Below are 8,991 nucleotides of genomic sequence, written 5' to 3'. Positions count from 1 at the left end.
CCCCTATCCATCAATTGATCTGACAAACGAACAGAGGACGCCGACATGGCCAAGGAAAAGTTTTCCCGTAACAAGCCGCACGTAAACGTGGGCACGATTGGTCACGTTGACCATGGCAAGACCACGACGACGGCGGCGCTGACCAAGGTGTCGTCGGACAAGTACGGCAACACCAAGTACGTGGCGTATGACGAAGTGGCGAAGGCATCTGAGAGCCAGGGCCGTCGTGACTCGACCAAGATTCTGACGATTGCGACCTCGCACGTGGAATACGAAACCGAGAACCGTCACTACGCGCACGTTGACTGCCCTGGGCACGCCGACTACGTCAAGAACATGATCACCGGTGCTGCGCAGATGGACGGCGCGATTCTGGTGGTGTCCGCGACGGACGGCCCGATGCCGCAGACCCGCGAGCACGTGCTGCTGGCCAAGCAGGTGAACGTTCCCAAGATTGTCGTTTGGCTGAACAAGTGCGACCTCGTTGACGACGTCGAACTGCTCGACCTGGTCGAGATGGAAGTGCGCGACCTGCTCGCCAAGTACGGCTTTGACGGCGACAACACCCCGGTGATCCGTGGCTCCGCCACCCAGGCCATCAAGGGCGACGCCGAAGGCATTGCCAACCTCCAGAAGCTCTACGACGCCCTGGACACCTGGATTCCCGAGCCGCAGCGCGAAACCGACAAGCCCTTCCTGCTGCCGGTGGAAGACGTGTTCTCCATCTCCGGTCGCGGCACCGTCGCCACCGGCCGTATCGAGCGCGGCGTGGTCAAGGTGGGCGAAGAAGTCGAGATCGTCGGCTTCCGCGACACTGCCAAGACCATCATCACCGGCGTTGAGATGTTCCGTAAGCTGCTCGACCAGGGCCAGGCCGGTGACAACGTCGGTCTGCTGCTGCGCGGCACCAAGAAGGAAGACATCGAGCGCGGCCAGGTGCTGTGCAAGCCGGGCAGCATCAAGCCCCACACCAAGTTTGAGGGTGAGGTGTACGTGCTGACCAAGGAAGAAGGCGGCCGTCACACCCCGTTCTTCAACAACTACCGTCCGCAGTTCTACTTCCGCACCACCGACGTGACCGGTAGCTGTCAGCTGAAGGCCGGTACCGAGATGGTGATGCCGGGCGACAACGTGGCGATGACGGTGGAACTGATCGCCCCGATCGCGATGGAAGAGCAGGTCCGCTTCGCCATCCGTGAAGGCGGTCGTACCGTCGGCGCGGGCGTGGTGACCAAGATCCTGGCGTAAAAATAATTCCTCGCAGATCACCGCGAGGCTGTTGTAACAACGAAAGGGCGTCGATATAATTCGCGCCCTTTCGCGTTACCACCCTGTTCTTTAAGACCTGAGTGTGAGCATGGCCGCAACCAGCCAATCCATCCGTATCCGACTCAAGGCGTTCGATCATCGTCTGATCGACAAGTCCGCCAAAGAGATCGTCGAGACCGCGAAGCGCACCGGTGCTGTTGTCCGTGGCCCGATCCCCCTGCCCACACGCAAGGAGCGCTTCACCATCCTGGTGTCCCCTCACGGTGACAAGGATGCTCGCGACCAGTACGAACTGCGTACCCACAAGCGCCTGATGCAGATCGTGGAGCCGACGGAAAAGACCGTCGACGCTCTGTCGAAGCTGGATCTGCCGGCGGGCGTGGAAGTCCAGATCAGCCTCAACTGAGCCTGGAGAAGACATCATGACTAATACTGTCTCCCGTCTCGGTCTGGTCGGTCGCAAGGCCGGCATGACCCGCGTTTTCACCGACGCTGGCGAATCGATTCCGGTCACCGTGATCGAGTGCGCCCCCAACCGTATCACCCAGGTCAAGACCGTTGAGGCCGATGGCTATCGCGCCATCCAGGTCACTTCCGGCGCTGTGAAGGCCTCGCGCCTGAACAAGGCCGAAGCCGGTCACTTCAAGAAGGCGGGCGTTGAAGCCGGCCGGACCCTGGTGGAGTTCCGCCTGCAGGACGGCGAGGGTGCGGAATTTGCCGCCGGCGCCGAGCTGAAGGTCGAGCTGTTTGCCGACGTCAAGGCCGTCGACGTGCTCGGCACCACCCAGGGCAAGGGCTTTGCCGGTTGGCAGAAGCGCCACAACTTTGGTGGCGGTCGCGCGACCCACGGTAACTCCCTGTCGCACCGCATGCCCGGTTCTATCGGTCAGCGTCAGTCCCCCGGCAAGGTCTGGAAGGGCAAGCCGATGGCCGGTCACATGGGTTCCAAGCAGGCGTCCGCGCTCAACCTCGATGTGGTCAAGATCGATGGCGAGCGCAACCTGATCCTGGTCAAGGGCGCAGTCCCTGGCTACGCCGGCGGCGAAGTCATCGTCCGTCCGACGGTCAAGTAAAGCGAGCGAGTCCTTCATGGAACTGAAAACCAACAAGGGCGAATCCGTGACGGTGTCTGACACCGTTTTCGGCGCCGAGTACAACGAGCCGCTGGTTCACCAGATCGTCACCGCCTACATGGCGGCCGGTCGTGCCGGCACCAAGGCCCAGAAGACCAAGGCGGAAGTTTCCGGCGGCGGCAAGAAGCCCTGGAAGCAGAAGGGCACTGGCCGTGCCCGCGCCGGCTCCATCCGCAGCCCGCTGTGGCGCGGCGGCGGCCGGACCTTCGCGGCCAAGCCGCGCGACTTCGCGCAGAAGGTCAACAAGAAGATGTATCGCGGCGCGATCCGTTCGATCGTCTCGGAGCTGTCCCGCCAGGGTCACCTGGTGCTGGCCGATAGCTTCAGCGTCGAGGCGCCCAAGACCCAGTCCCTGCTGGCCAAGCTGGCGGAAGTGGGTGGTAACGACATCCTGCTGGTGACCGAAGCGGTGGACAAGAATCTGTACCTGTCCGCCCGCAACATCCCGCATGTCGCGGTGTGCGACGTCGAGGCCCTGAATCCCGTCGCGCTGCTGCGCCACGAGAAGGTGCTGTTCACTCGCGAAGCCGTGAAGAAACTCGAGGCTTGGCTGGCATGAACGTCGAACGCATCCATCAGATCATTCTCGCGCCGGTGGTTTCCGAGAAGGCCACCCGCGTCGCCGAGAAGCGCAACCAGGCGGTGTTCAAGGTTGCCCTCGATGCCGACAAGCCCGAGATCAAAGAAGCCGTCGAAAAGCTCTTCAACGTCAAGGTGTCTGGTGTCCAGACCCTGGTCGTGAAGGGCAAGAGCAAGCGCTTTGGCCGTTTCGAAGGCAAGCGCTCCGACTGGAAGAAGGCTTACGTGACGCTCGCCGAAGGTCAGGAAATTGATTTCCTGGCCGGCGCCGCGCCGCAGGCCTAAGGCACTAGAAGAGAGATCCAGGCCATGCCGCTGATCCAACTCAAGCCGACCTCGCCGGGTCGCCGCCACCAGGTCAAGGTGGTGCATCCGCAGCTCCACAAGGGCGCTCCCTACGCTCCCTTGCTCGAGTCGCAAAGCAAGTCCGGTGGCCGCAACAACAACGGCCACATCACCACCCGTCACAAGGGCGGTGGCCACAAGCAGGCGTACCGTCTCGTTGACTTCAAGCGCAACAAGGACGGCATCCCGGCCAAGGTCGAGACCATCGAATACGATCCGAACCGCTCGGCGCACATCGCGCTGGTGCTGTTCGCCGACGGCGAGCGTCGCTACATCATTGCTCCCAAGGGGCTCTCGGTGGGTGATACCGTGCAGTCCGGCTCGGACGCGCCGATCAAGGCGGGCAACGTGCTGCCGCTGCGCAATATTCCGGTGGGCTCGACCATCCACTGCATCGAGCTGCGTCCCGGCAAGGGCGCGCAGATCGCTCGTTCTGCCGGCGCCGCCGTGCAGTACGTGGCTCGCGAAGGCGACTACGTGACCCTGCGTCTGCGCTCCGGCGAAATGCGCAAGGTGCACAATGAGTGCCGCGCCGCCATCGGCGAAGTCAGCAACAACGAACACAACCTGCGCCAGTACGGCAAGGCCGGCGCCAAGCGCTGGAAGGGCATTCGCCCGACCGTCCGTGGCGTGGTGATGAACCCGGTCGACCACCCGCACGGTGGTGGTGAGGGTAAGTCCGGTCAGGGTAACCCGCATCCGGTTAGCCCCTGGGGCCAGAAGGCCAAGGGTCTCAAGACCCGCAAGAACAAGCGCACGCAGAAGTTCATCGTGCGTAGTCGCCACAAGAAGTAATTGAGAGAACGACCATGCCGCGTTCCGTAAAGAAGGGTCCGTTTATCGATCATCACCTGATGAAGAAGGTGACTGACGCTAGCGGTTCCCGAGTCAAGAAGCCGATCAAGACCTGGTCGCGCCGTTCCATGATCACGCCCGAGTTCGTGGGCCTGACCCTGCAAGTCCACAACGGCAAGCAGCACATGCCGGTGTTTGTGACCGACAACATGATCGGCCACAAGCTGGGCGAGTTTTCGCCGACCCGGACCTTCAAGGGTCACGGCGGCGACAAGAAGGGTTAAGGGAGCGCCATGAACACGCAAGCCGTTCTGAGATTTGTGCGTCTGTCCCCGCAGAAGTCGCGCCTGGTGGCCGACCTCGTGCGCGGCAAGCCGGTCGCCGAAGCCGTCAACATCCTGAAGTTCTCTCAGCAGAAGCCCGCTCGCATCATCCTCAAGGTGCTGGAGTCGGCGATCGCCAATGCCGAGAACAACTTCGGTGCCGACGTCGATGAGCTGAAGGTGAAGGAAATCTTCGTCGACAAGGGGCCGGTGCTGAAGCGCGTCATGCCGCGTGCCAAGGGTCGTGCCGACCGCATCGTCAAGCCGACGGCGCACATCACCATCCGTGTTTCCGACGGCAAAGCGGCGTAAGGACCAGGATCATTTATGGGCCACAAAGTTAACCCCAACGGTTTCCGTCTCGGCATCACCACCGGCTGGACCTCCAACTGGTACGCCGAGAAGGGCGCCTACGCCGAAACCCTGCAGAAGGACATTGCTGTCCGTGCCTTCCTGTTCAAGAAGCTCGCGGCTGCTTCGGTCAGCAAGATCAAGATCGACCGCCCGGCGAAGTCCGCGCGCGTCACCATCTTCACCGCGCGTCCCGGCATCGTCATCGGCAAGAAGGGCGAGGACATCGAAAAGCTGAAGGCCGAAGTCGCCGCCAAGATGGGTCTCAAGACCGATTCGGTGCACATCTCGGTTGAGGAAATCCGCAAGCCGGAACTCGATGCCAAGCTGGTCGCCGAGTCCGTTGCCCAGCAGCTTGAGCGTCGCATCATGTTCCGCCGCGCGATGAAGCGCGCGGTGCAGAACGCGATGCGCATCGGCGCCGGCGGCATCAAGATCCAGCTCGGCGGCCGTCTGAACGGCGCCGAAATCGCCCGTGTCGAGTGGTACCGCGAAGGCCGTGTGCCGCTGCACACCCTGCGCGCCCACGTGGACTACAACACCGCCGAAGCCAAGACCACCTACGGTGTCATTGGCGTCAAGGTCTGGGTCTACACCGGTGAGGTGTTCGAGGCCGACCAGCGTGGCCACGGCAAAAAGGACGAAGCTGCCGAGGCCGTCGCGGCCTAAGGCTTAAGGAGCACTCCCATGATGCAGCCCAAGCGGACCAAATTCCGCAAACAACAGAAAGGCCGTAACCGCGGACTCGCGCAGAACGGCAACAAGGTGAGCTTCGGCGAATTCGGCCTGAAGAGCTCCGAGTGGGGTGCGCTCACCGCGCGCCAGATCGAGGCCGCCCGCCGTGTCATCACCCGTTACGTGAAGCGTGGCGGCAAGATGTGGATCCGCGTGTTCCCGGACGTGCCGGTGACCCGCAAGCCCCTGGAAGTCCGCATGGGCTCCGGTAAGGGTAACGTCGAGTGGTGGGTTGCCAAGGTGCAGCCCGGCAAGATGATTTACGAACTGGATGGTGTCACCGAAACCGAAGCGCGCGAGGCTTTCCGCCTGGCGGCCGCCAAGTTGCCGGTGAAGACCTCCTTCGTCCAGCGCACCATCATGTGATGTGATCGCCATGAAGAAGAACAGCGAAAAAATGAAGGAACTGCTCGCCAAGTCGGCGACGCAGCTCAACGAGGAACTGGCCTCGCTCCGCAAGGAGCAGTTCAACCTGCGCATGCAGGCTGCCCTCGGCCAGCCCACCAAGTCCCACCTCGTCCGCGAGGCGCGCAAGAGCATTGCCCGTCTCAAGACCGTGATGACCCAGCAGGCGAACGCGAAATGAGCGAGCAGACCACCACCGCGACCAAGCCGGAGCGCCGCATTGTCGGCCGCGTGACCAGCAACAAGATGGCCAAAACCATCACTGTGCTGGTCGAGCGTCAGGTCAAGCATCCGCTCTACGGCAAGTACGTGCGCAAGAGCAGCAAGCTGCATGCTCACGACGAAAACAACGAGTGCAACGAGGGCGATCTGGTCGCCATCGTCGAAACCCGTCCGCTGTCCCGCAGCAAGCACTTCAAGTTGCTCGAAGTGCTTGAGAAAGCGCACGGCTAAGGAGGCTTAGAGCCATGCTTCAGCAAGAATCATTTCTGGTCGCCGCTGACAACAGCGGCGCCAAGCTGGTCCAGGTGATCCAGGTCAAGGGTTCTACCTACCGCCGCTACGCCAACGTTGGCGACGTGGTGAAGGTGACCGTGAAAGACGCCATCCCGCGCGGCAAGGTCAAGAAGGGTGAAGTCCACGACGCCGTGGTGGTTCGCACCCGTCATCCGATCCGTCGCAACGACGGCTCCGCCATCCGTTTTGATACCAACGCGGCGGTGCTCATCACCACCAAGATGGAGCCGATTGGCACCCGTATCTTTGGACCCGTGACGCGCGAACTGCGCGACCGGTTCATGAAGATCGTGTCCCTGGCGCCGGAAGTGATCTGAAGGACAAGAAGCCATGAGCAAGATCAAGAAGGGCGACGACGTAATCGTCACCACCGGCAAGGACAAGGGCAAGCGCGGCACCGTTTCTCAGGTGCTCGAAGGCAAGCTGATCGTCTCCGGCATCAACGTTGCCAAGAAGCATCAGAAGGGCAATCCCAACGCCGGTGTCGCGGGTGGCATCGTCGAGAAGGAACTGCCGATCGACATCTCCAACGTGCAGCTGTTCAACCCGAAGTCGGGCAAGGGCGAGCGCGTCGGCTTCCGTGTTGAAGGCGGCAAGAAGGTTCGTTTCTTCAAGTCCAGCAAAGAATTGGTGGGCTAAAGGATTTCTCCGATGACTCCGAATTTCCAGACGCTGTACCAGGACAAGATTGCCACCGAGCTGAAGACCAAGCTCGGCTGCAACGCCATGGCGGTGCCGCGCATCAAGAAGATCACTCTCAACATGGGCGTCGGCGAGACCACCCAGGACAAGAAGGTGATCGAGAATGCGCTGGCCGACATGACCGCGATCGCCGGCCAGAAGCCGGTGATCACCAAGTCCAAGATCGCCATCAGCAACTTCAAGATCCGCGAGAACTATCCCGTGGGTGTGAAGGTGACCCTGCGCCGTGAGCGCATGTGGGAATTCCTGGAGCGTCTGGTGTGCGTGGCTCTGCCGCGTATCCGCGATTTCCGTGGTCTTTCTCCCAAGGGTTTTGACGGCGCCGGCAATTACAATTTCGGCATCACCGAACAGATCATCTTTCCGGAAATCGAGTACGAAAAGGTGGATGCGCTGCGCGGCATGAACATCACCATCACCACCAGCGCCAAGACCGATGCCGAAGGCAAGGCCCTGCTGGAAGCCTTCCAGTTCCCGTTCCGCAAGTAAGACCAGGTAGAGACTCATGGCCAAGACCAGCATGATCAACCGCGAGGTCAAGCGGAAGAAGCTCGCCAAGCGCTACGCCAAGAAGCGCACCGAGCTGAAGAAGGTGATCGCCAACGAGAACGTCGGCTACGACGAAAAGCAGGCCGCCGTGGTCGCGCTTCAGAAGCTGCCCCGCGACGCCGCCAAGACCCGCCAGCGCAACCGCTGCGCCATCACCGGCCGTCCGCGCGGTGTCTACGCCAAGTTCGGCCTCGCCCGTCACAAGCTGCGCGAGGCGATGATGCGCGGCGAGGTGCCCGGACTGAAGAAGGCCAGCTGGTAAGGCGTATTCCGTATTGCCGGCTCGCGGCATCCTGCCGCGAGCCGTTTGTTTCAAACCGACCGAAGAAGATTTGATATGAGCATCAACGATCCTATCGGCGACTTTCTGACCCGCATCCGTAATGGTCAGCAGGCGCGCAAGAAGTACATCGTCTCTCCCTCCTCGAAGGCGCGCGAGGCGGTTGCCGCCGTCCTCAAGGACGAGGGCTACATCGCCGACTACGCGGTGACCGCCGACGGCAACAAGAAGACCATCGCCGTTACCCTCAAGTACTTCGCCGGCAAGCCGGTGATCGAGCGGCTGGTTCGCGTCAGCACCCCGTCTCTGCGCGTCTACAAGGGCAAGGATGAACTGCCGAAGGTGCTGGGTGGCCTCGGTGTTGCGATCATCTCCACCCCCAAGGGTGTGCTTTCCGACCGCAAGGCCCGGGCTGAAGGCCAGGGCGGCGAAATCATCTGCCTCGTGGCGTAAGGAGAAGACCCCATGTCACGCGTCGCAAAGAATCCCATCAAGCTGCCGGCCGGTGTGCAGCTGACCACCTCCGGCGGTGTCGCTACCGTCAAGGGCGCCAAGGCGTCCCTGACCCTGCCGCTGCCCGCCGGTATCGCGGTTGACGTCCAAGGCGATGTCGCCACCATCAGCGCCGAGTCGATCAAGTCCAACAAGATGCTCGCGGGCACCATGCGCGCCCTGCTGAACAACATGGTCGTCGGCGTTACCAAGGGCTACGAGATCAAGCTGCAACTGGTCGGCGTCGGTTACCGCGCCGCCATGAAGGGCAAGTTGCTCGACCTGCAGGTTGGCCTCTCGCACCCGGTGAACTACCCGGTGCCGGAAGGCATCTCGGTGGAAACCCCCACCCAGACCGAAATCGTCATCAAGGGTGCCGACAAGCGCCTGGTTGGTCAGGTGGCCGCCGACATCCGCAGCTATCGCGAGCCGGAACCCTACAAGGGTAAGGGCGTGCGTTACTCGGATGAGAAGGTCATCCTCAAAGAAGCGAAGAAGAAGTAAGTCTGGGCACCCG

Annotated in this window: 18 protein-coding genes; all 18 read left to right on the top strand. The window is 61.9% G+C overall.

The window, feature by feature from the left end:
- Positions 1-45 precede the first annotated feature (45 nt).
- On the top strand, positions 46-1,248 hold the full coding sequence (tuf, locus tag ED208_RS06490; RefSeq protein WP_123209825.1) for an elongation factor Tu: 1,203 nt from the start codon (positions 46-48) through the stop codon (positions 1,246-1,248).
- Positions 1,249-1,357: 109 nt separating this feature from the next.
- Positions 1,358-1,675: a 30S ribosomal protein S10 gene (gene rpsJ / locus ED208_RS06485; RefSeq protein WP_123211057.1), complete on the top strand. Its 318-nt coding sequence runs from the start codon at positions 1,358-1,360 to the stop codon at positions 1,673-1,675.
- A gap of 16 nt (positions 1,676-1,691) precedes the next feature.
- Positions 1,692-2,342 (top strand): 50S ribosomal protein L3, encoded by a 651-nt coding sequence (gene rplC / locus ED208_RS06480; RefSeq protein WP_123211056.1) that lies wholly within the window; start codon positions 1,692-1,694, stop codon positions 2,340-2,342.
- 16 nt (positions 2,343-2,358) lie between these two features.
- Complete coding sequence (gene rplD, locus ED208_RS06475; protein WP_123211055.1) at positions 2,359-2,961, top strand: 50S ribosomal protein L4; 603 nt, start codon at positions 2,359-2,361, stop codon at positions 2,959-2,961.
- Entirely contained in the window at positions 2,958-3,266 is a 309-nt protein-coding gene (gene rplW / locus ED208_RS06470) for a 50S ribosomal protein L23 (RefSeq protein ID WP_123211054.1), read from the top strand. Before rplD ends, rplW begins: the two co-directional genes overlap by 4 nt.
- A 24-nt stretch (positions 3,267-3,290) precedes the next feature.
- On the top strand, positions 3,291-4,121 hold the full coding sequence (gene rplB, locus ED208_RS06465) for a 50S ribosomal protein L2 (protein ID WP_123211053.1): 831 nt from the start codon (positions 3,291-3,293) through the stop codon (positions 4,119-4,121).
- A gap of 14 nt (positions 4,122-4,135) precedes the next feature.
- Positions 4,136-4,405 (top strand): 30S ribosomal protein S19, encoded by a 270-nt coding sequence (gene rpsS / locus ED208_RS06460; protein ID WP_123211052.1) that lies wholly within the window; start codon positions 4,136-4,138, stop codon positions 4,403-4,405.
- Between the two features lie 9 nt (positions 4,406-4,414).
- Positions 4,415-4,756 (top strand): 50S ribosomal protein L22, encoded by a 342-nt coding sequence (gene rplV, locus ED208_RS06455; RefSeq protein ID WP_123211051.1) that lies wholly within the window; start codon positions 4,415-4,417, stop codon positions 4,754-4,756.
- A 15-nt stretch (positions 4,757-4,771) separates the two neighbouring features.
- The gene (rpsC, locus tag ED208_RS06450; protein ID WP_123211050.1) at positions 4,772-5,464 is read left to right on the top strand and encodes a 30S ribosomal protein S3; all 693 of its coding nucleotides are present in this window, start codon (positions 4,772-4,774) and stop codon (positions 5,462-5,464) included.
- Between the two features lie 18 nt (positions 5,465-5,482).
- Positions 5,483-5,896, top strand: a complete 414-nt coding sequence (gene rplP / locus ED208_RS06445) for a 50S ribosomal protein L16 (RefSeq protein ID WP_123211049.1) — start codon at positions 5,483-5,485, stop codon at positions 5,894-5,896.
- A gap of 10 nt (positions 5,897-5,906) precedes the next feature.
- Positions 5,907-6,116 carry a 50S ribosomal protein L29 gene (gene rpmC, locus ED208_RS06440; protein WP_199720527.1) on the top strand — a complete coding sequence of 70 codons (210 nt, stop codon included), beginning with the start codon at positions 5,907-5,909 and terminating at the stop codon, positions 6,114-6,116.
- Positions 6,113-6,388 carry a 30S ribosomal protein S17 gene (rpsQ, locus tag ED208_RS06435; protein ID WP_123211048.1) on the top strand — a complete coding sequence of 92 codons (276 nt, stop codon included), beginning with the start codon at positions 6,113-6,115 and terminating at the stop codon, positions 6,386-6,388. The genes rpmC and rpsQ overlap by 4 nt, the downstream gene beginning before the upstream one ends.
- A 14-nt stretch (positions 6,389-6,402) precedes the next feature.
- Entirely contained in the window at positions 6,403-6,768 is a 366-nt protein-coding gene (gene rplN, locus ED208_RS06430; protein ID WP_123211047.1) for a 50S ribosomal protein L14, read from the top strand.
- A gap of 13 nt (positions 6,769-6,781) precedes the next feature.
- The gene (gene rplX / locus ED208_RS06425) at positions 6,782-7,090 is read left to right on the top strand and encodes a 50S ribosomal protein L24 (RefSeq protein ID WP_123211046.1); all 309 of its coding nucleotides are present in this window, start codon (positions 6,782-6,784) and stop codon (positions 7,088-7,090) included.
- A gap of 12 nt (positions 7,091-7,102) precedes the next feature.
- Positions 7,103-7,642, top strand: a complete 540-nt coding sequence (rplE, locus tag ED208_RS06420) for a 50S ribosomal protein L5 (protein ID WP_123211045.1) — start codon at positions 7,103-7,105, stop codon at positions 7,640-7,642.
- 16 nt (positions 7,643-7,658) lie between these two features.
- Positions 7,659-7,964, top strand: coding sequence for a 30S ribosomal protein S14 (gene rpsN, locus ED208_RS06415; protein WP_123211044.1), 306 nt, complete (start codon positions 7,659-7,661; stop codon positions 7,962-7,964).
- A 75-nt stretch (positions 7,965-8,039) separates the two neighbouring features.
- Positions 8,040-8,435: a 30S ribosomal protein S8 gene (gene rpsH / locus ED208_RS06410; RefSeq protein ID WP_123211043.1), complete on the top strand. Its 396-nt coding sequence runs from the start codon at positions 8,040-8,042 to the stop codon at positions 8,433-8,435.
- Positions 8,436-8,447: 12 nt separating this feature from the next.
- Positions 8,448-8,978 carry a 50S ribosomal protein L6 gene (gene rplF / locus ED208_RS06405; RefSeq protein WP_123211042.1) on the top strand — a complete coding sequence of 177 codons (531 nt, stop codon included), beginning with the start codon at positions 8,448-8,450 and terminating at the stop codon, positions 8,976-8,978.
- The last annotated feature ends 13 nt before the right edge of the window (positions 8,979-8,991 follow it).

It is taken from the genome of Stagnimonas aquatica, from assembly GCF_003730135.1.
Taxonomy (GTDB): Bacteria; Pseudomonadota; Gammaproteobacteria; order Nevskiales; family Nevskiaceae; genus Stagnimonas; species Stagnimonas aquatica.
This window is presented reverse-complemented; position numbering and strand designations above follow the sequence as displayed.